The sequence below is a fragment of the Paraburkholderia azotifigens genome (genome assembly GCF_007995085.1).
Classification (GTDB): Bacteria; Pseudomonadota; Gammaproteobacteria; order Burkholderiales; family Burkholderiaceae; genus Paraburkholderia; species Paraburkholderia azotifigens.
Window position 1 is genome coordinate 3,197,135 of sequence record NZ_VOQS01000001.1, and the last position, 19,035, is coordinate 3,216,169.

At 63.5% G+C, this 19,035-nt stretch carries 17 protein-coding genes and 4 pseudogenes; 5 read left to right on the forward strand and 16 right to left on the reverse strand.

Features of this window, described 5'->3' with window-relative positions:
* Positions 1-31: 31 nt before the first annotated feature.
* From FRZ40_RS14380 to ubiA, 4 genes are all read left to right on the forward strand, one after another.
* Positions 32-1,486: a catalase gene (locus FRZ40_RS14380; RefSeq protein ID WP_147234458.1), complete on the forward strand. Its 1,455-nt coding sequence runs from the start codon at positions 32-34 to the stop codon at positions 1,484-1,486.
* Positions 1,487-1,549: 63 nt separating this feature from the next.
* Positions 1,550-1,735, forward strand: a complete 186-nt coding sequence (locus tag FRZ40_RS14385; RefSeq protein WP_147234459.1) for a hypothetical protein — start codon at positions 1,550-1,552, stop codon at positions 1,733-1,735.
* A gap of 173 nt (positions 1,736-1,908) precedes the next feature.
* A complete protein-coding gene (locus FRZ40_RS14390) occupies positions 1,909-2,397 on the forward strand; it encodes a Dps family protein (protein WP_028371887.1) in 489 nt (162 codons plus the stop codon).
* 131 nt (positions 2,398-2,528) lie between these two features.
* On the forward strand, positions 2,529-3,392 hold the full coding sequence (gene ubiA, locus FRZ40_RS14395) for a 4-hydroxybenzoate octaprenyltransferase (protein WP_028371888.1): 864 nt from the start codon (positions 2,529-2,531) through the stop codon (positions 3,390-3,392).
* A 78-nt stretch (positions 3,393-3,470) separates the two neighbouring features.
* Here the strand turns inward: ubiA and proC are convergent, their stop codons facing one another.
* The 6 genes and pseudogenes from proC to FRZ40_RS14425 form a co-directional block, all read right to left on the reverse strand.
* On the reverse strand, positions 3,471-4,286 hold the full coding sequence (proC, locus tag FRZ40_RS14400; RefSeq protein WP_147234460.1) for a pyrroline-5-carboxylate reductase: 816 nt from the start codon (positions 4,284-4,286) through the stop codon (positions 3,471-3,473).
* Between the two features lie 12 nt (positions 4,287-4,298).
* A complete protein-coding gene (locus FRZ40_RS14405; RefSeq protein WP_147234461.1) occupies positions 4,299-4,997 on the reverse strand; it encodes a YggS family pyridoxal phosphate-dependent enzyme in 699 nt (232 codons plus the stop codon).
* A 115-nt stretch (positions 4,998-5,112) separates the two neighbouring features.
* Positions 5,113-6,339, reverse strand: a complete 1,227-nt coding sequence (gene glcF / locus FRZ40_RS14410) for a glycolate oxidase subunit GlcF (RefSeq protein WP_147234462.1) — start codon at positions 6,337-6,339, stop codon at positions 5,113-5,115.
* A gap of 7 nt (positions 6,340-6,346) precedes the next feature.
* A pseudogene (glcE, locus tag FRZ40_RS14415) lies at positions 6,347-7,434 on the reverse strand (glycolate oxidase subunit GlcE).
* Between the two features lie 165 nt (positions 7,435-7,599).
* Entirely contained in the window at positions 7,600-9,105 is a 1,506-nt protein-coding gene (locus FRZ40_RS14420; protein WP_028371893.1) for an FAD-linked oxidase C-terminal domain-containing protein, read from the reverse strand.
* Positions 9,106-9,169: 64 nt separating this feature from the next.
* Positions 9,170-10,584 (reverse strand): annotated as a pseudogene (locus FRZ40_RS14425) (FAD-binding oxidoreductase).
* A gap of 192 nt (positions 10,585-10,776) precedes the next feature.
* Between FRZ40_RS14425 and FRZ40_RS14430 the strand changes: the two are divergent.
* Positions 10,777-11,355, forward strand: coding sequence for a cob(I)yrinic acid a,c-diamide adenosyltransferase (locus FRZ40_RS14430; protein WP_147234464.1), 579 nt, complete (start codon positions 10,777-10,779; stop codon positions 11,353-11,355).
* Between the two features lie 20 nt (positions 11,356-11,375).
* Here FRZ40_RS14430 and FRZ40_RS14435 read toward each other — a convergent pair.
* From FRZ40_RS14435 to FRZ40_RS14480, 10 genes and pseudogenes are all read right to left on the reverse strand, one after another.
* Positions 11,376-11,518: pseudogene (locus tag FRZ40_RS14435) on the reverse strand (helix-turn-helix domain-containing protein); the annotation flags it as partial.
* 100 nt (positions 11,519-11,618) lie between these two features.
* Positions 11,619-11,987 carry a calcium-binding protein gene (locus FRZ40_RS14440; protein ID WP_147234465.1) on the reverse strand — a complete coding sequence of 123 codons (369 nt, stop codon included), beginning with the start codon at positions 11,985-11,987 and terminating at the stop codon, positions 11,619-11,621.
* A 30-nt stretch (positions 11,988-12,017) separates the two neighbouring features.
* Positions 12,018-12,506, reverse strand: coding sequence for a hypothetical protein (locus FRZ40_RS14445; protein ID WP_147234466.1), 489 nt, complete (start codon positions 12,504-12,506; stop codon positions 12,018-12,020).
* Between the two features lie 14 nt (positions 12,507-12,520).
* On the reverse strand, positions 12,521-14,062 hold the full coding sequence (gene tnpC, locus FRZ40_RS14450) for an IS66 family transposase (RefSeq protein ID WP_147234467.1): 1,542 nt from the start codon (positions 14,060-14,062) through the stop codon (positions 12,521-12,523).
* Positions 14,063-14,109: 47 nt separating this feature from the next.
* Positions 14,110-14,457, reverse strand: coding sequence for an IS66 family insertion sequence element accessory protein TnpB (gene tnpB / locus FRZ40_RS14455; protein WP_147234468.1), 348 nt, complete (start codon positions 14,455-14,457; stop codon positions 14,110-14,112).
* Positions 14,451-14,867 (reverse strand): IS66 family insertion sequence element accessory protein TnpA, encoded by a 417-nt coding sequence (gene tnpA / locus FRZ40_RS14460; protein WP_147234469.1) that lies wholly within the window; start codon positions 14,865-14,867, stop codon positions 14,451-14,453. Before tnpA ends, tnpB begins: the two co-directional genes overlap by 7 nt.
* A gap of 55 nt (positions 14,868-14,922) precedes the next feature.
* A pseudogene (locus FRZ40_RS44995) lies at positions 14,923-15,027 on the reverse strand (helix-turn-helix domain-containing protein); the annotation flags it as partial.
* Between the two features lie 67 nt (positions 15,028-15,094).
* Positions 15,095-16,168: a 3-deoxy-7-phosphoheptulonate synthase AroG gene (gene aroG / locus FRZ40_RS14470; RefSeq protein ID WP_028371896.1), complete on the reverse strand. Its 1,074-nt coding sequence runs from the start codon at positions 16,166-16,168 to the stop codon at positions 15,095-15,097.
* A gap of 409 nt (positions 16,169-16,577) precedes the next feature.
* Positions 16,578-18,044, reverse strand: a complete 1,467-nt coding sequence (tldD, locus tag FRZ40_RS14475) for a metalloprotease TldD (RefSeq protein WP_028371897.1) — start codon at positions 18,042-18,044, stop codon at positions 16,578-16,580.
* A gap of 102 nt (positions 18,045-18,146) precedes the next feature.
* A complete protein-coding gene (locus tag FRZ40_RS14480) occupies positions 18,147-18,995 on the reverse strand; it encodes a carbon-nitrogen hydrolase family protein (protein ID WP_147234470.1) in 849 nt (282 codons plus the stop codon).
* Positions 18,996-19,035: the final 40 nt, after the last annotated feature.

The window sequence follows — 19,035 nt, forward strand, 5'->3', positions numbered from 1 at the left end:
GCTCGTAAAAGCATCACGCCGGAGAACAACTATGACTGAACGCAATCTCACCACCGCCTCGGGCGCACCCGTCGCCGACAACCAGAATTCGCTGACGGCCGGCCCGCGCGGCCCCGTCGCGTTGCAGGACGTGTGGCTGATCGAAAAGCTCGCGCACTTCGACCGCGAAGTGATTCCCGAGCGCCGCGTTCACGCGAAGGGTTCGGGCGCGTTCGGCACGCTCAGGGTGACGCACGACATCTCGCGCTACACGAAGGCGAAGGTGTTCTCGGAAGTCGGCAAGGAAACGCCGCTCTTCATGCGCTTTTCGACGGTGGCGGGCGAGCGCGGCGCCGCCGACGCCGAGCGCGACGTGCGCGGTTTCTCGATCAAGTTCTACACGGAAGAGGGCAACTGGGACGTGGTGGGCAACAACACGCCTGTGTTCTTCATTCGCGATCCGTTGAAGTTCCCCGATTTCATCCACACGCAAAAGCGCGATCCGTACACGAACATGCGCAGTGCGACGAACGCGTGGGACTTCTTCTCGCGCCATCCCGAGTCGCTGCATCAGGTGACGATCGTGATGAGCGATCGCGGCATTCCGAAGAACTACCGGCAGATGCATGGCTTCGGCTCGCACACGTACTCGTTCATCAACGCGGATGGCGAGCGCTTTTGGGTGAAGTTCCACTTCAAGTCGATGCAGGGCATCGAGAACTACACCGACGAAGAAGCCGCGCAAGTCGTGGCGCGCGATCGCGAGAGCGCGCAGCGCGATCTGGTCGAATCGATCGACGGCGGCCAGTTCCCGAAGTGGCGCTTCCAGATCCAAGTGATGCCGGAAGCGGATGCAGCGACGTATCGCTACAACCCGTTCGATATCACGAAGGTGTGGCCGTACAGGGACTATCCGCTGATCGACGTCGGTGTGATCGAGTTGAACCGCAACGCGCAGAACTATTTCGCGGATGTCGAACAGGCTGCGTTCACGCCGGCGAACGTGGTGCCGGGCATCGGTTTCTCGCCGGACCGCCTGTTGCAAGGGCGCCTGTTTTCGTACGGCGACACGCAGCGCTATCGACTCGGCGTGAATCACCATCTGATTCCCGTGAACGCGTCGCGTGCGCCGAATGCGCACTCGTTCCATCGCGATGGCGGCATGCGCATCGACGGCAACCTGGGCGGCAACGTGAACTACGAGCCGAACCGTTTCGGCGACTTCGCGCAGGACCGTAACGCGATCGAGCCGCCGCTCGCTGCAGGTAACGTCGATCACTACAACCATCGCGAAGACGACGATTACTACAGCCAGCCGGCTGCGCTGTTCCGGATCTTCGACAGCGCGCAGCGTGAGCGTCTGTTCGGCAACATCGCGCGGGCGATCGAAGGCGTGCCGGCCGATATCGTCGCGCGTCAGGTCGAGCACTTCCGCAAGATCGATCCCGCCTACGCAGACGGCGTGATGGCAGCCATCGAGGCGCTGGCGACCGCGACGGCGAAGTAACGGTTTGCATGACTGGAGGCGGCGCGACACGATGCGCGCCGCCGGCATCAAAGGAGAAAGATCATGGTTCAGATGGTGATGAACGCAGTGGGATATCACGCGATCAACGCAGGCAATGCAGGCAACGCGCGCAGCGTCGTACAACCGGTGCGCACTCCGATGCTTTTTCAGAAGCTCGTGGGGTTCGCGATTCTCGGCAGTGGCTATGTGGCGATCGTCGCAACGCTGGTGCACGCCATCGGCGGATGACGAAGCGCACACATGGCCATGCGCGGTTTGCGGGGCGCGGAAGCAAGGCGTAGGGTCGCGCGAACGCCGGCGCGTTCCAGGCTAAACTGGCGGGCGTTCGAGCGTTGAACGATTGCACACGCGCCGTTCCGGGCATGCAGACCGGTTCGAATCACTCTTAAAAAGGAGTCGTCATGGCCAAGAAAGAAGCCGTACCGCACGTCAATATTGGTATCAGCGACAAGGATCGCAAGAAGATCGCAGAAGGTCTTTCGCGCCTTCTCGCGGACACGTACACGCTTTATCTGAAGACCCATAACTTCCATTGGAACGTCACGGGTCCGATGTTCAACACGCTGCATCTGATGTTCGAGACGCAGTACACGGAACTGGCGATGGCCGTCGATCTGATCGCCGAACGCATCCGCGCGCTGGGCGTCGCTGCGCCTGGCAGCTACAAGGAATTCGCGAAGCTGTCGTCGATCGCTGAAGCGGAAGGCGTGCCCGCCGCCGAAGACATGATCCGCCAGCTGGTGGAAGGTCAGGAAGCCGTGGTGCGCACCGCGCGCGCGATCTTCCCGGTGACGGACGCAGCCCACGACGAGCCGACGGCCGACCTGCTGACGCAACGCATGCAGACGCATGAAAAGAACGCGTGGATGCTGCGTTCGATGCTGGCTTAAGCGCAGCCTGATTGCTGAACTGGAAGCCCGGCAGGTGAAAACCTGCCGGGCTTTTTTTGTGCCTGCGCGTCAGAAGAGGGCTGTCACGCGCGCTGCTCTAGAATAGCGGGATCGAATCTCCGCGCACCGCCATGTTCGCCCGACTCCCGCTTTATCTGCGCCTTGTCCGCATGGACAAACCGATCGGCAGCCTGCTGCTGCTATGGCCCACGCTCAACGCGTTGTGGATTGCCTCCGACGGTCATCCGTCGTTGTCCCTGCTGGCGATTTTTGCGATCGGCACGATCCTGATGCGTTCGGCCGGCTGCGCGATCAACGACTACGCCGACCGCGACTTCGACCGCTATGTGAAGCGCACCGAAAACCGGCCGATCACGTCGGGCAAGATCAAGGCATGGGAAGCCGTGGCGCTGGCCGCGGGGCTGTCGCTGATCGCGTTCCTGCTGATCCTGCCGCTCAACGCGCTGACGAAGGAGTTGTCGGTGGCGGCATTGTTCGTCGCGGGCACGTATCCGTTCACGAAGCGCTTCTTCGCGATTCCGCAGGCGTATCTGGGCATCGCGTTCGGTTTCGGCATTCCGATGGCGTTTGCCGCCGTGCAGAATCAGGTGCCGCTGCTCGCGTGGGTGATGCTGATCGCGAACGTGTTCTGGTCGGTCGCTTACGACACCGAATACGCGATGGTCGATCGCGACGACGACATCAAGATCGGCATCCGCACGTCCGCGTTAACGTTCGGCCGCTTCGACGTGCTCGCGATCATGCTTTGCTATGCGGTGACACTCGGCATTTATGTCGGCATCGGCGTCACACTGGGTTTTGGCGTGCTGTACTGGATCGGCCTCGCCGCAGCGGCAGGCTGCGCCATTTACCACTACACGCTGATCAAGGGCCGCGAGCGCATGCCGTGCTTCGCGGCGTTCCGGCACAACAACTGGCTGGGCGGTGCGCTGTTCGCGGGCATTGCCGCGCATTACGCGGCGCAGGCGTTCTGATTCTTCATCTATCGACGAGACGAAGCATGGGTATTACGTGCTTCGTCCGCCGACACACTTCGACTCCAGCAAGCGACATCACTGCTTGCCGAATTCCTCTCCCATTTCACGCGCACGCGCATCCGCGGCCAACGCGCCGCGCACGATCGCGTCCTTCACGCCCTGCGCTTCGAACGATGCGAGCGCCGCCGCGGTCGTGCCGCCCTTCGAGGTCACGCGTTCGCGCAGCACGCTTGCCGGCTCGCCCGATTGCGCGGCAAGTTGCGCCGCGCCCGTGAACGTTGCGACAGCCAGCGCGCGGCCTTGCTCTTCGTCCATGCCGAGCTGTCGCGCCGCTTCCTGCATCGCCTCGATGAAGTAGAACACGTAGGCCGGGCCGCTGCCCGAAATCGCCGTAACGGCGTCGATCTTCGCTTCGTCGTCGAACCACACCGTTTGTCCGACTGCGCCGAGCACCTGAGAAGCCAGTTCGCGTCCCGCTTCGTCGACGCCTTGTGTGGCCACCAGACCCGTCACGCCCATGCCGATCAGCGCCGGCGTGTTCGGCATGGTGCGCACGAGGCGCGCGTGGCCACCGAGCCAGCGCGAGAGATCCGCGCTGCGAATGCCCGCGACGATGCTGATGACGAGTTGCGAAGCCGACATATGCGGCGCGAGCGCTGCCGCGACGTCCTTTACGATCTGCGGCTTCACGGCGAGCACGACGGCATCGAACGATCGCAGCGACGCATCCGCCGCCGCGCCCGTGCCGATGCCGAACTGCTGCTCGCTGCGCTTGCGCGCGTCTTCGTTGGGATCGATCGCGCGGATGTCCGACGGCGCGACGCCGCGTTTGATCATTCCGCCGATGAGCGCGGCGGCCATGTTGCCGCCGCCGATGAAGGCAATTTTCATGATGTTCGGGGTTCAGTGAGAGTAATCGCGGGCACCGAAGATCGCGGTGCCGACGCGCACGATCGTCGCGCCTTCGAGCACAGCCGCTTCGAGATCGCCCGACATGCCCATCGACAGCGTGTCGAGTTCCAGTCCTTCCGCGCACAGTTTTTCGAACAGCTCGCGCAACGCACGATGCGGCACGCGCTGCTGCTCGACGTCGCCTGCCGGTTCGGGAATCGCCATCAGGCCGCGCAGACGCAGCCTGGGCAGCGCGGCGATCTGACGCGCGACGTCAATGGCTTCGACGGGCGTGACGCCGCTCTTCGATGCTTCGCCGCTGATGTTGACCTGCAGACACACATTGAGCGCGGGCAGCGTGTCGGGACGCTGCTCCGACAAACGCTGCGCGATCTTCAGCCGGTCAACGGAGTGCACCCAGTCGAAATTTTCGGCGACGGGACGCGTCTTGTTCGATTGCAGCGGCCCGATGAAATGCCAGTCGAGCGATGCGCGCAGATCGGAGAGCGCTTCGATTTTCGTCAGCGCTTCCTGCACGTAGTTTTCGCCGAACGCGCGCTGGCCCGCGACATGCGCGGCGCGAACGTCTTCTGCGGGGAACGTCTTCGAGACGGCGAGAAGCGCAATGGAGCCTGGATCGCGGCCCGCGACCTGTGCGGCGAGGGCGATGCGCTGATGCACTGCGTCGAGATTGTGAGCGAGGTCGGGCATGAAGCGTTGTACCGATGCGAGGGCGACGATTCGAATTATACGGACGCCGCCCGCGTGTCACGACCTGGCCGAACGGCCAGGTTGTGCACGCACTGCCCGCAAGCGATGCTGTCGGTCAGGCCGCGAGCATGTGCTCGACGAGTTCGATCCAATGCACGACAGGCATGGAGGTGCCGCTTTGCAAATGCGCGATACAACCCACATTCGCGGACACGACGATCTGCGGCTCCTGTGCCTTCAGCTTTTCCAGCTTCTGGTTGCGCAATGCGTACGACAGCGCGGGCTGCGTGAGCGAATAGGTGCCGGCCGAGCCGCAGCACAGATGACTGTCGGCGGGGAGCCTGACTTCGATGCCCAGCGCGGTCAGCAGATGCTCGACCTTGCCGCGAATCTGCTGGCCATGCTGCAGCGTGCAGGGCGGGTGATACGCCACCGTATGGATCGCGCGGCGCCGCGTGAGTGGGGTCAGCGCTTCTTCGAAGTCCGGCAGGATTTCACTGATGTCGCGCGTCAGTTCAACGATGCGTTTGGCTTTCTCCGCGTAGGCGGGGTCATTGCGCAGCAGATGCGCGTATTCCTTGACCGTCGCACCGCAGCCGGACGCATTCATCACGATCGCTTCCGCGCCCTGTTCGACATGCGGCCACCATGCATCGATGTTCTGACGCACGTCGTCGAGCGCCTCGTCGTTGTAGCCGAGGTGCAGGCGGATCGCGCCGCAACAGCCCGCTTCCGGCGCGATCACGGTCTGGATGCCGAGCGCGTCCAGCACGCGCGCCGTCGCGATGTTGACGTTCGGCATCATCGCAGGCTGCACGCAGCCTGCGAGCATCAGCATCTTGCGGGGATGCGTGGCCGTCGGCCATTCGAGCTGGCGCTGACGTTGCGGCACCTTGTCTCGCAGTTTTTTCGGCAGCAGCGGGCGGAAGTGCTGGCCGAGCCGCATCGCAGGCGTGAACAGCGTGCTGTTCGGCACGAAGCTCGCGAGCACGCGGCGCACCAGGCGCTGGCCGAACGGCCGGGGCACTTTTTCTTCGGTGAGCTTGCGGCCTATTTCCACGAGCTTGCCGTACTGGACGCCGGAAGGGCAGGTGGATTCGCAGCTGCGGCACGTCAGGCAGCGGTCCAGATGCAGCTGCGTGCTGCGCGTGACGGGCGTGCCTTCCACCATCTGTTTGATCAGATAGATGCGCCCGCGCGGACCGTCGAGTTCGTCGCCAAGCAGTTGATAGGTCGGACAGGTGGCCGTGCAGAAGCCGCAATGCACGCATTTGCGCAGGATGGCGTCGGCTTCTTCACCGTCGGGTGTGTTGCGAATGAAGTCGGCGAGGTTGGTTTGCATCGCGCGCTCAGAAGTCGGGGTACAGCCGGCCGCGGTTGAAGATGCGGGCCGGGTCGAAGGCGGCTTTCAGGCCGCGATGGATCTTCATCAGCGGTGCAGGCAGCGGCGTGAACACGCCTGCGCCACGGTCGTAGCCGTGCCCGGTGCGGAAGATCGTCGCGTGGCCGCCTGCCTGTTTAGCGCTGATGCGTACGGTCTGCGCGTCGGCGTCGGTGATCCACCAGCGTTGTGCGCCGCCCCATTCCATCAGCTGGGCGCCCGGCAGTTGCAGCGGCTCGGTGATGGTCGGGAGCGCGAGCCGCCAGAGCGCGGACTTCGGCGCAATGGCCGCGAAGAACGGATCGGTCTGTTCGCGCAGCCCGGCCCAGAAGCGTTCGGCTTCCACCGCGTCGACCACTTCGCCGCCCAGCGACGTGCGCGCCGATTTGACGGCTGCCTCGGCGCCGCCCAGCCGCACGGCGAGCGTGCCGTGGCGCCAGGCGCTGCCTGTGATCGGCAGCGGACGGCCGCCCATTCGTTGAGCTTGCGGACGGCATCCGTGCCGTTCATGTCGAACTTGAGCGTCGCTTCCGCTTTCGGGCGCGGCAGCACCTTGACGGACAGTTCGAGGATCAGGCCGAGCGTGCCGAGCGAGCCGGCCATCAGCCGGGACACGTCGTAGCCGGCAACGTTTTTGACGACCTGGCCGCCGAACGTCAGTGCCTGCCCCTGGCCGTTCATGACGACGGCGCCAAGAACGAAGTCGCGTGGCGCGCCCGCCGAATGACGGCGCGGTCCTGCGATGCCTGCCGCGATGCAGCCGCCGAGCGTCGCTTGCGGGCCGAAATGCGGCGGCTCGAAAGCGAGCATCTGATCGTGCTCGGCGAGCGCCGCTTCGATTTCGAGGAGCGGTGTGCCGGCGCGCGCCGTGACGACCAGCTCGGCGGGATCGTACGCGATGATGCCGCGGTGCGCGCGCGTGTCGAGGACCTCACCCTGCAATGACTGGCCGTACCAGTCCTTCGTGCCGCCGCCACGAATGCGGACCGGTTGCTCTGCGGCCGTGGCCGCTCGAACCCGTTCCGACCACGCGGCGACGATGTCGTCCTCTTTCATGGTGCGTTGCTTCGTTGTAGTGCGTTCGATTGTACCGAGGCAAGCCGCGCTCGCAACCCGGTTCAGACCCGTATCGAAGGGTTTGCTGCTTTTATGCGTTATGGCGATGCCACGACGATGCAGGCGTCATGCAGGTGTGGCTGCATGACGCTCGCTGTGCAGTGCTCAGAACCGCGGCAGTTCCGGATGAGGCAGCAGCCCGCCCCGTACGTGCATCTTTCCGTACTCGGCGCAGCGCGCGCGCGTCGGAATACCCTTGTCGGGATTGAGCAGACAGGCGGGATCGAACGCGCGCTTGACCGCGTGGAACGCGTCGCGCTCTTCCGGCGAAAACTGCACGCACATCGAATTGATCTTTTCGATGCCCACGCCATGCTCGCCCGTCACCGTCCCGCCCAGTTCGACGCAGGTTTCGAGTATGTCGCAGCCGAAGGCCTCGGCGCGATGCCACTCGTCCAGGTCGTTGCCGTTGAAGAGGATCAGCGGATGCATGTTGCCGTCGCCCGCGTGAAACACGTTGATGCAACGCAGGTTGTACTTCTTTTCCATCTCTTCGATACGCGCGAGCAGCGGGCCGATGCTGCGGCGCGGCACCGTGCCGTCCATGCAGTAGTAGTCGGGCGAAATGCGGCCGGCGGCAGGAAAGGCGTTCTTCCTGCCCGACCAGAAGCGCAGGCGCTCGGCCTCAGTGCGCGAGATCTGGATGCGCGTCGCGCCGTGTTCGCGCAGCACAGCCGTCATGCGGACGATTTCCTCGCTGACTTCCTCGGGCGTGCCGTCCGATTCGCAGAGCAGGATCGCGGCCGCGTCGAGGTCGTAGCCAGCGTTCACGAATTCCTCGACGGCCCGCGTGGCCGGCTTGTCCATCATCTCGAGACCGGCCGGGATGATGCCTGCGGCAATGATGCCCGCGACGGCATCGCCGCCTTTCACGACGTCGTCGAAACTCGCCATGATGACCTGCGACGCCTGCGGCTTCGGAATCAGCTTGACCGTGACCTCCGTGACGATCGCGAACATGCCTTCGCTGCCGATCACCACCGCAAGCAGATCGAGACCCGGCGCGTCGGGGCTCAGCGAGCCGAACTCGACGATCTCGCCTTCCATCGTGATCGCGCGCACGCGCAGCACGTTGTGCACGGTCAGACCGTACTTGAGGCAGTGCACGCCGCCCGAATTTTCCGCGACGTTGCCACCGATCGTGCAGGCGATCTGCGACGAAGGATCGGGCGCGTAGTAGAGGCCATAAGGCGCGGCCGCTTCGGAGATCGACAGATTTCGCACGCCCGGCTGGACGGTCGCCGTGCGCGCATACGGATCGACTTCGATGATCTTGCGAAAGCGCGCGAGCGACACGACCACGCCATGCCGGATCGGCATCGCGCCGCCCGACAGGCTCGTGCCCGCGCCGCGCGGCACGATGGGGACGTTCAGCCGGTGGCAGATCTGCACGATGCGCTGCACCTGTGATTCCGTTTCAGGCAACGCGACGGCCAGCGGCAGGCGACGATACGCGGCCAGGCCATCGCATTCATACGCGACCGTGTCTTCCTCGCGATACAACAGGCAATGCGTTGGCAGCACGGCCATCAACGCCTGCACGACTTCGCGCTGACGCTGCGCGAGCATCTCGGGCGACAGCTCTGGGGACAGCTCGCCGGGTGCGTTCATGGAATGTCTCCTCCTTCGACGGCCGCGCGCGTCGTTACGCTGCGCGGCCCGACATACGGTTACGCTAGGCCGCCCACGTAAAGATCTTGCCTGGATTCATCAGGTTGCGCGGATCGAGCGAATGCTTGATCGAGCGCATCACGTCGACCGCGACGGGCCCGTGCTCTTCCAGCAGGAAGCCCATCTTGTGCAGGCCGACGCCGTGCTCGCCAGTGCAGGTGCCGTCCATGCGCAGCGCGCGTTGCACGATGCGATGGTTCAGCCGCTCCGCCTCCTCGAGTTCTTCCGGCTTGTTCGGATCGATTAGCATCGCGACGTGGAAGTTGCCGTCGCCGACGTGTCCGACGATCGGGCAGGGCAGCGGCGAGGTCTTGAGATCCTCTTCCGTTTCGACGACGCATTCGGCGAGGCGCGAAATGGGCACGCACACGTCCGTGGTGACGGCGCGGCTCCCGGGCTTCAGCTGCAGCATCGCGAAGTAGGCGCTGTGACGCGCGTTCCACAGACGGCTGCGGTCTTCCGGCCGCGTTGCCCATTCGAAACCTTCGCCCTTGTTCTGCGCGGCGAGTTCCTGCACGAGTTCGGCCTGTTCCTTTACGCCGGCTTCCGTGCCGTGGAATTCGAAGAACAGGGTGGGCGCTTCGCGCAGCGTCAGGTTCGAATGACGGTTGATCGAGCGGACGGCGAGCGAATCCACGAACTCGACGCGCGCGATCGGCACGCCGATCTGGATGGTTTCGATCACGGCGCGCACGGCGTCGCCCATCGACGGGAACGTGCACACGGCCGCCGACACCGCTTCGGGCTGCGGATACAGACGCACGGTGATTTCGGTGATGACGCCGAGCGTGCCTTCCGAACCGACGAACAGGCGCGTGAGGTCATAGCCCGCCGACGATTTACGTGCGCGAGTGCCCGTGTGGATCACGCGGCCATCGGCCAGCACGACCGTCAGGCCGAGCACGTTTTCGCGCATCGTGCCGTAGCGCACGGCATTCGTGCCCGACGCGCGCGTGGCCGACATGCCGCCGATGCTCGCGTCCGCGCCCGGATCGATCGGAAAAAACAGACCCGTGTCGCGCAGCGCTTCGTTCAGCTGCTTGCGCGAGATGCCAGGCTCGACAGTGACAGTCAGATCTTCTGCGTTGATCGACAGCACGCGGTTCATTTCGGAAAGATCGATCGACACGCCGCCCTGTACGGCAAGCAGGTGGCCTTCGAGCGAGGAGCCATTGCCGTATGGAATGATTGGCACGTCGTATTGACCGCACAGCTTCACGATGGTCTGCACGTCCTCGGTGCTGCGTGCATAGACGACGGCGTCGGGCAGTTGTGGATCGAATGGCGACTCGTCGCGGCCATGATGGGCGCAGACGGCTTCGGACGTGGATACGCGTTCGCCGAATGCCGACTTGAGCGCAGTGAGAAGTTCAGCAGGAAAAGGGCGGCGCACGGGGTGGGCGGCACGGGATGGTTCACCTGCGTCTCCTGGTGGCGAATGTTCTGATGGTTGATTCCCATTTTACGCCCATCGACGGCGGGCGCGGCGCCAGGCTTGCAGACGGCCGCTAGCACGAGGCACGGCATCCTTATAATGGATCGAAGCATGAACGGCATGCCGCGCTATATCCGGACGGATGCATCGCGGACCACTACGAGGACACGGACATCATGGGCAACCGCTTGAGCAAAATCGCGACGCGCACGGGCGACGACGGCACCACAGGTCTCGGCGACGGCAGCCGCGTGCGCAAGGACGACGCGCGCATTGCGGCAATCGGCGACGTCGACGAACTGAACTCGAACATCGGCGTGTTGCTGTGCGAAACCCTGCCCGACGACGTGCGAGCCGCGCTGACGGTGATCCAGCACGACCTCTTCGATCTGGGCGGCGAGCTATGCATTCCAGGCCATTCGATGATCGCCGATGCGCATCTCGCGCAACTCGATACATGGCTTGCCGGCTACAACGGTACGCTGCCGCCGCTCCGGGAGTTCATCCTGCCCGCGGGTACGCGCGCGGCGTCGCTCGCTCATGTGTGTCGCACGGTGTGCAGGCGTGCCGAGCGGTCGATTGTTGCACTGGGCGCCGTCGATACAATTAACGAAGCGCCGCGCCGCTACGTGAACCGTCTGTCGGATCTGCTGTTCGTTCTGGCACGCGTGCTGAACCGCGTGGACGGCGGCGGTGATGTGCTGTGGCGCCATGACCGTGGCGCGCATCGAGGGGGCGGGCAACGCAGCGACTAGCGTGCGGCTCGCGAGCCCGCTCAGCCGACGGCGAGCGTGACCGGTTTGCCGATGCGGCTCATCATCTCGACGAGCGTATCGATGGTGAATTTGGCGGTTTTCTTGTTGACGACATCCGACATCCGACATCCGACACCCGCGGCCGCGACACCATCAGGATTTCGGGTATCCGTCAGCGTAACCCGTTCCGGCTGGAAGATAGTGCGAGACGAGCATTGCTGGGTCAGATCAGGACGAGACGGGGGTAGAAGGCTTTCTGGGTCTCAGAATGTGCGGCCTTGATCATGCCAATAGTGCCAGTCCGTGACCGCGACTCGAGTCGGCTTGTCGCCGCTCAACGGAGCGATCTGAGCCAGGGGCGCCACCACGTCGCGTTCTTTCCACCGTACCCAGACGAAGATTCCAACCCGACACAGATCCTCATGAGCAAGTCCGGTGACGCAGACGTGTTCGCCCGTGGGCAGCGGCGAGGAGTCCATTGGCTTGCGAACGCTGGCCTTGAATGGGAAGGAGAGCTGCTCTTCCAGATAGCAGTACCACGACATCGCACGCTCTTCCTCGGTATAAGCGTCGACGACGATTTCCATCTCGATGCGATGTTCACGTTCCGCGTTGAGCTTTGTCTTGGCCATGGTGTCGTTTGCTATTCACGTCGATTGGGACTACAGGTCGACGATATGCCTCAGCAGGCTATACGAAACGCGCCAGTGTCCTTCCGAATCTGTCACCGCGATCGACGCAGTCTTCGAATTCAATCTGACGATGGTGCCAACGCGTTCATTCAGGTGTTTGTCGGTGAACCCGACCGTGTCGCCTATGAAGAACTCCTCGCGTTTTGCGCGCGGCGGCGGTGCCGGTTCAGGATGAATAGGGGCGGCGCTGTCGGGAACGATCGCCGCGTAAGGGATCGCCCAGTGGCGTCGGCTCGCGCTGTCCTGAACGACCGCTTGCGTATGGCGGAGCTCCGCGATGGTACCTTGAGACGGAGGCCCCAACGGGTTGTCGCCGATATAGCTGACGGCCATGCCAAGGTGCAGACGCTGACGCACTTCGAGGATGCGTCGAGGGTCATCGAGCATTTTGCCGATGGCCAGGTAAAGACGATACAACTCGGCGCTGGGCGCCTGCCGAAGCGAGTCGAGAATGTCCATAAATGTGAAGACGTTTAACGGGCGAGCGGCAGCAGTTCATGCGCGCGGTTGACAGGATACGACGGCAGCTTCTCGAGCGTATCCTTGAGCCACGCATACGGCTCAAAGCCGTTCAGGCGCGCCGTGCCGAGAAGGGAGTACATCGTAGCAGCGGCTCGGGCGCCACGTGGCGAGCCCGCGAAGGTCCAGTTCGCCCTTCCCAGGGCAATCGGGCGAATCTGTCGTTCCAGCGCATTGTTGTCTGGCAACAAGATGCCGCTCTCAGTGCAACGAACGAGCGCCTGCCAATGGCGTAACGCGTATCCGAAGGCCTTCGCCAGCGGCGCCTGTACCGGTAAACCGATGACGTTGCCCTCCAGCCATTGCCGGAATCGCACGAGCAGCGGAAGCGTCTCGGTTTGCCGCGCCGCATATTTGAGATCCGGTGTGTGCTCACGAATTCGCGATTCGATCGCATACAACTGGGCGATCCATTGCAGCGCCTGCGCCGCGAGTCCTGGTTTACTTTGCGATTTGGCGATTTCGAAGAAGCGTCGGCGGCAATGGGCCCAGCATCCGCCTTCGACGATGTCGCCGGTTTCATAGAGCGCGGCATGTCCGCTATACGCGTCCGCCTGCAGATAACCTTTGTACTTCTGCAGGTACTTCAACGGATGCGAGCCCGAGCGCGACTCGGCGAACTCGAACACGAGCGCCGGCGGATGGTCGACCCAAACGCCATTCTCCTCGCGTTGTCCGGCGCCGAGATAGCCCCATAATCGCGCGGTTCGTGTTGCCTTGCGACCTTTCTCGAGCAGCGGTAGCGTGGTGTCGTCTACGTGCATGCGCGGCGCCTGCAACTGATGAACCCGCAGCGGCGGCAACAGTACTTCGAGCAACTCGGCCGCCGCGAGCTTCCACTCGCACAGCGTTGCCCGAGGTAGATGCACACCACGGCGCGCGTGGCGCATCTCCTGCCGGTTTAACGGCAGATGATCGACGTAGGTGTTGACCAGAATGTTTGCCAGCAGGCTCGCGCTCGCATTGCTCTTCGGCAACGGCGAAGGCTGGGCACTGGCGGTCACGATGGTCGACTCACCGTTCTTCTTCGCCGCATACTTGAAACGAACGTGCTCGATGACGGTGAGCCTGGACGGCTCGTAATGCAGCGTCTCGCTGCGCTCCTCGCCAATGCGCTCGAGCGTATCGAATGCGGCCTTCTGTTCGTCACTCAGATCGTATTCGATGCGCGTACGCGGCAGATCTTTCGGTAGCGCGGGACGGCCCTTGCGTGTGTGGCCCGCAACCGGAACCTTGGCGGGCTCGGGTGGGACCGGTAAGTCCGAGCCGGTATCGAACAATTCCGCCTGGCCCGTCAACCGCTCGGAACTGACGCCGAAGCGTGCGCGATTTAACTGGGCGATCTGGTGCTGCAGGCTTTCGAGTTGCTCCCACAGCACCCACGCGAGCCTGTTCTGTTCGAGCGCGAATGCCTGCAGCGCTTCGGGCTCGATCGGCAGATCCGCGACAGTGATGGCGGCGGGCGGCATGTCAACCATGATGCCCAACTTGCGCATCGTTTACAAGACTCGTGAGCGTCGAATCTGCGCGAGGTGCAAGCTATTCAACTGACGCGCGTCACCGCGACCGCAAGATGCGGTTCGCGTGCTGGAATCTCGATACCTTCGAGCCAGGCATTGAGCTCGGCGAGCGTGAAGCCGCGTTGTGCGAGCGAGGCCGGTGATGGGAAATGTCCGTGTTCAAGTCGCTTGTACCAAAGTGCGAAACCGGTGCGATCCCAATATAAGCACTTCACCTTCGTGCGGTCTCGGCCCACGAACACGAACAGATTGCCGGAGGCCGGCTTCTGGGCAAGCAGCGGTTCGACCAGATACGACAGTGTGTCTATCGACTTGCGCATGTCGACTGGCTCACGGCAGATGTAGGCCCGAACGTCAGCCGCGATCAGCACCGCGCACCTCCGAGTTGCCCGAGCACGAAGCGCACGATGCGTTCGGCATGAGCACCGGTCAGTTCGATGCGAACACCGGCGAGGGACAAGGTCACTCGGTCACGTGACGACGATGCATCTGCCGTCGTCGATGGCTGCGTCACGACCGGCTCTGGCTCACCATCTGCACGGGCAATGACAAACGTCGCATCCGGGGTCACGGCGAGCGGGTTCGTCTGGGCAGTTGTCCTGCTCGCGAGTTTCTTGCGCCACAGGCCGAAGGTACTGACTGCAAGCCCTTGCTCACGGCAGAAACGTCGGGCGCCAAGACCGCTTCGTTTCCACGCCATGACCATCTCGCGCCAGAATGCCTCGCCTTGCCGAGAACAGCGCGCTCCCGGTCCCGTAGTCTCTTCGGTTGGGTTGACCATCGCAATGCTCCGTCGTCACGATGGCACTACATTCGCACCGCACGCGCATGTGTTCAAGACGGGATGCGCTGACGCATACGATTTCGGCAGCGTCAGCCTGTTTCAGATGATGCTGCTCGATCCACGTGGACAGCTCGGTCATCAGCTGTTCCTTGAGGAGAATGGCCAAAAAAATGCCCGGCTGCATGAGCCGGGCAAAGTCTGCGTGGAAAGTGAATGAAGCGGTGTCAGTTGCCGCTGCCGCGCGCGATGCGCCGCTGCTTGACGGCCTCCGCGAGGCCTTCGAGCACGGCAATGCTGTCGTCCCAGCCGATACACGCATCGGTGATGCTCTGGCCATATGTCAGCGCGCAGCCGTCCTGCAGATCCTGCCGTCCTGCGACGAGGTGCGATTCGACCATCACGCCGACAATGCGCTCGTCGCCCGCCGCAATCTGACGGCCGATGTCGGCGCACACGGGAATCTGGTTCTCGTGCTTCTTCGAGCTGTTCGCATGGCTCGCATCGATCATCAGCCGTGCGGCGAGGCCCGCCTTGCCGATGTCGCTGCACGCGGCGTTCACGCTGTCCGCGTCGTAATTCGGGGCTTTGCCGCCACGCAGGATGATGTGGCAATCCTCGTTACCCGCCGTCGACACGATGGCCGAATGGCCGCCCTTCGTGACCGACAGGAAGTGGTGCGGCTGCGACGCGGCCTTGATCGCGTCGACGGCGATCTTCACGTTGCCGTCCGTACCGTTCTTGAAGCCGACAGGGCACGACAGGCCTGACGCGAGTTCGCGATGCACCTGCGATTCCGTCGTGCGCGCGCCGATCGCGCCCCACGAAATCAGGTCGGCGATGTATTGCGGGCTGATCATGTCGAGGTATTCGGTGCCCGCGGGCAGGCCCAGCTCGTTGATCTTCAGCAGCAGCTCGCGCGCCGTGCGCAGGCCGTCGTTGATCTTGAAGCTGTTGTCCATGTACGGATCATTGATGAGGCCTTTCCAGCCCACCGTCGTGCGCGGCTTCTCGAAGTACACGCGCATCACCACTTCAAGCTCGCCCGCGAAGCGCTTGCGCTGCTCGATCAGACGGCCTGCGTATTCCAGTGCGGCCTTGGTGTCGTGAATCGAGCACGGCCCGATGATGACGATCAGCCGGTCGTCCATGCCGTGCAGGATCCGGTGCATCGATTGGCGCGCGTTGAAGATCAGGTCCGACACCTTTTCGTCGCACGGGAATTCGCGGATCAGATGCGCAGGCGGCGTCAGTTCTTTCAATTCGCGGATGCGGACATCGTCGGTATTGTGCGGGGGCATGGTTTTCTCCTCGATTCGAATCGTAGTGCGTGGCACCGTAGTGCGTGGCACGTTCGGGCGGTCTGCTGCGATTCAACGACGGCGCCGCGGCGAACAGGTCAACAGGCTAAAAAGGTCAAAGTCAAAGTTGTTAGGGGCGAAAAAAAACCGCCAGACTTGCTGGCGGTTTTTCGGGAATTTCGGGTGCCTATGTACGTTCACACCCCTCTCGATCCGCCAGCGGTCTGAGATGCCCAAAAAAAGTAAAAATAAAACTTGGCGGACATGGCGAAAAAGGGATGGCTCGTCAAAAAGGTTGATTGGCTTTATAACCCGAGCTTTGCGCGGTTGGCAAGCCGAGGGTGTCAAAAATGCGGAAAATCCGCACGAATCGATTGCTTAGTGCACGATTCGTGCGGATGCTGTGAGATCAGACCGTTCCGCCGACTGTCATTTTTTCGATGCGCAGCGTCGGCTGGCCGACGCCTACTGGCACGCTCTGGCCTTCCTTGCCGCACACGCCGACGCCTGTATCGAGCGACATGTCGTTGCCGATCATGCTCACATACTTGAGCGACTCCGGACCGCTGCCGATCAGCGTCGCGCCCTTGACGGGGTACGTGATCTTGCCGTTTTCGATCATGTACGCCTCGGACGCCGAGAACACGAACTTGCCGTTCGTGATGTCGACCTGGCCGCCGCCGAAATTCACCGCGTACAGGCCGTTCTTCACCGATTCGATGATTTCCTGCGGATCCTTGTCGCCGTTGAGCATGTACGTGTTGGTCATGCGCGGCATCGGCAGCGCGGCGTACGATTCGCGGCGCGCGTTACCCGTCACGGGCATCTTCATCAGACGCGCGTTCAGCGTGTCCTGGATGTAGCCCTTCAGGATGCCGTCTTCGATCAGCGTCGTGCACTGCGTCGGATTGCCTTCGTCGTCGATGTTCAGCGAGCCGCGGCGGTTCGGCAGCGTGCCGTCGTCGACCACCGTCACGCCCTTGGCCGCGACCTGCTCGCCGATGCGCCCGGCGAACGCCGACGAACCCTTGCGGTTGAAGTCGCCTTCCAGACCGTGGCCGATCGCTTCGTGCAGCAGCACGCCGGGCCAGCCCGGTCCGAGCACGACCGTCATCGCGCCGGCGGGCGCCGGACGCGCGTCGAGATTGACGAGGGCCGCGTGCACCGCGTCGTCGACGTACTTCGACAGGATGTCGTCAGTGAAATAGCCGTAGTCGAAGCGTCCGCCGCCGCCGCCGCTGCCGATTTCGCGGCGGCCGTTCTGCTCGGCGATCACCGTCACCGACACGCGCACCAGCGGGCGGATGTCCGCGGCCAGCGCGCCGTCGCTGCGCGCGACGAGCACGACGTCGTATTCGCCCGCGAGGCCCGCCATCACCTGCGTGATGCGCGGATCGCGGCTGCGCGCCATCTGCTCGATGCGCTCCAGCAGCTTGACTTTCGCGGTCGCGTCGAGCGAATGGAGCGGATCGGACGGCAGATACAGATCGCGCCCTGACACGCCCGTCAGCGTCGATGCCGCCTTGATCTTCTGCTTGCCGCCGCCCGCCTTCGCGATGGCGCGCGTGGCGATGGCCGCCTGGCGGATCGCTTCCGGCGACAGGTCATCCGAATACGCGAACGCCGTGCGGTCGCCCGACACGGCGCGCACGCCGACGCCCTGGTCGATGCTGAAGCTGCCCGATTTGACGATGCCTTCCTCGAGGCTCCATGCCTCGCTGCGCGTGGCCTGGAAGTAGAGGTCGGCGTAATCGACGCGATGCGTGAAGATTTCGGCGAGCGTGCGGGTCAGCACGGCTTCGTCAAGGCCGTAGGGCGTGAGCAGCACGTCTTTGGCCGTCGCGAGATTACGGATGCTGGGTTCGATGATGTTCATGCGAAGTTCGCTCGATTCAGGGTATTCGGTTGCGTACACGCCGTCAGATGAGTGACGAAGGCGGCACTTTCAATGTCTCGGTCCAGCCGTTCAGCATGAAACTCAGCTCAGCACGCGGTGACGCCAGGCGGGCAGACTTTGCCGCACTTCGTCGATGCGTGAGCGCTCGATATTGCCCGCGACGACGCCCGCGCCTTCGTCGCGCACGTCGATGATCTCGCCCCACGGGTCGATCAGCATGCTGTGGCCCCACGTGCGCCGGCCATTTTCATGCTTGCCGCCTTGCGCTGCGGCGAGCACGTAGCACTGGTTTTCGACGGCCCGCGCGCGCAGCAGTGTTTCCCAGTGCGCGCGGCCCGTCGTGTACGTGAAGGCGGACGGCACGACGATCAGCGCGCAGTCGCCCATGCGCCGGTACAGCTCGGGAAAGCGTAGATCGTAGCAGACGGACAGGCCCACGCGCCCGAACGGCGCATCGAACGTGCGGACGGTGTCGCCCGGCCGGATCGTGCGCGCTTCGTCGAACGATTCTTCGCCTTTCTCGAAGTTGAACAGATGGATCTTGTCGTAGCGTGCGGCCTCGTTGCCCTGCGGATCGAACACGAGCGTCGTGTTCAGCACGCGCGTTTCTTCGGGCGCCTTCAAAGGCAGCGTGCCGCCGATGATCCAGACCTGATGCCGGCGCGCGGCATCGGCGAGAAACTGCTGGATCGGCCCGTCGCCATAGGATTCGCGCACGGTGAGCTTGTCGGTGTCCTTGAAGCCCATGAAGCAGAAATACTCGGGCAGCAGCACGAGCTGCGCGCCGTCTGCGGCGGCTTGTGCGATCAGGTGTTCGGCATCGGTGAGGTTGCGGTCGCGCTCCGGCGTGCTCACCATCTGCAGCGCGGCGACGCGGAACGGATCAGCGGGGGGAGGGGACTTCGCGGACTGCGTGTTCAGGTCGCTCATAAGCGTTCGAAAGACTCCTGCAATGGGCAGTGCGGATAGC

What these genes read in the sequence shown, in the direction of transcription:
- FRZ40_RS14380 (WP_147234458.1), top strand. Translation starts at nt 32, where the DNA reads ATGACTGAACGCAATCTCACCACCGCCTCGGGCGCACCCGTCGCCGAC.
- FRZ40_RS14385 (WP_147234459.1), top strand. Translation starts at nt 1,550, where the DNA reads ATGGTTCAGATGGTGATGAACGCAGTGGGATATCACGCGATCAACGCA.
- FRZ40_RS14390 (WP_028371887.1), top strand. Translation starts at nt 1,909, where the DNA reads ATGGCCAAGAAAGAAGCCGTACCGCACGTCAATATTGGTATCAGCGAC.
- ubiA (WP_028371888.1), top strand. Translation starts at nt 2,529, where the DNA reads ATGTTCGCCCGACTCCCGCTTTATCTGCGCCTTGTCCGCATGGACAAA.
- proC (WP_147234460.1), bottom strand. Translation starts at nt 4,286, where the DNA reads ATGAAAATTGCCTTCATCGGCGGCGGCAACATGGCCGCCGCGCTCATC.
- FRZ40_RS14405 (WP_147234461.1), bottom strand. Translation starts at nt 4,997, where the DNA reads ATGCCCGACCTCGCTCACAATCTCGACGCAGTGCATCAGCGCATCGCC.
- glcF (WP_147234462.1), bottom strand. Translation starts at nt 6,339, where the DNA reads ATGCAAACCAACCTCGCCGACTTCATTCGCAACACACCCGACGGTGAA.
- FRZ40_RS14420 (WP_028371893.1), bottom strand. Translation starts at nt 9,105, where the DNA reads ATGAACGCACCCGGCGAGCTGTCCCCAGAGCTGTCGCCCGAGATGCTC.
- FRZ40_RS14430 (WP_147234464.1), top strand. Translation starts at nt 10,777, where the DNA reads ATGGGCAACCGCTTGAGCAAAATCGCGACGCGCACGGGCGACGACGGC.
- FRZ40_RS14440 (WP_147234465.1), bottom strand. Translation starts at nt 11,987, where the DNA reads ATGGCCAAGACAAAGCTCAACGCGGAACGTGAACATCGCATCGAGATG.
- FRZ40_RS14445 (WP_147234466.1), bottom strand. Translation starts at nt 12,506, where the DNA reads ATGGACATTCTCGACTCGCTTCGGCAGGCGCCCAGCGCCGAGTTGTAT.
- tnpC (WP_147234467.1), bottom strand. Translation starts at nt 14,062, where the DNA reads ATGCGCAAGTTGGGCATCATGGTTGACATGCCGCCCGCCGCCATCACT.
- tnpA (WP_147234469.1), bottom strand. Translation starts at nt 14,867, where the DNA reads ATGGTCAACCCAACCGAAGAGACTACGGGACCGGGAGCGCGCTGTTCT.
- aroG (WP_028371896.1), bottom strand. Translation starts at nt 16,168, where the DNA reads ATGCCCCCGCACAATACCGACGATGTCCGCATCCGCGAATTGAAAGAA.
- tldD (WP_028371897.1), bottom strand. Translation starts at nt 18,044, where the DNA reads ATGAACATCATCGAACCCAGCATCCGTAATCTCGCGACGGCCAAAGAC.
- FRZ40_RS14480 (WP_147234470.1), bottom strand. Translation starts at nt 18,995, where the DNA reads ATGAGCGACCTGAACACGCAGTCCGCGAAGTCCCCTCCCCCCGCTGAT.